1 protein-coding gene is annotated in these 256 nt (G+C 66.0%); it reads left to right on the top strand.

The window, feature by feature from the left end; translation table 11 throughout:
- On the top strand, window positions 1–256 hold a 256-nt coding region (locus MTBSS4_RS04645; RefSeq protein ID WP_173982233.1), incomplete at both ends, for a hypothetical protein.

The raw sequence follows: 256 nt of genomic DNA, 5'->3' as shown, positions 1-256 counted from the left end.
GGCCGTGTGCATCATCGCGGCCAACGACAGTCCCTCCGACACCGCGTTCTCGCGCAACAAGGGCCGCTCCCGCCAGGAAGACCGCACCGTCGAGGTGTTCCCGGTCGGTGATGCCTTGGTCGAGACAGAGTGGCAGCCCTTCATCAAGACCATCATCCGCGTCACCCGGCGTACCTTGCTCCATTCCGCCGCCACCGGCCTGTGGGACCAGCGTGGCGAGGTCGCCTACTATGTTTCGTCCGCCGCCGGTTTCCCT

Origin of the sequence: Magnetospirillum sp. SS-4 (assembly GCF_902729425.1) — a bacterium.
In the GTDB taxonomy this organism is placed as follows: Bacteria; Pseudomonadota; Alphaproteobacteria; order Rhodospirillales; family Magnetospirillaceae; genus Phaeospirillum.
Note: the sequence above shows the minus strand (reverse complement) of the source record. Positions and strands in the feature narration are given on the sequence as shown.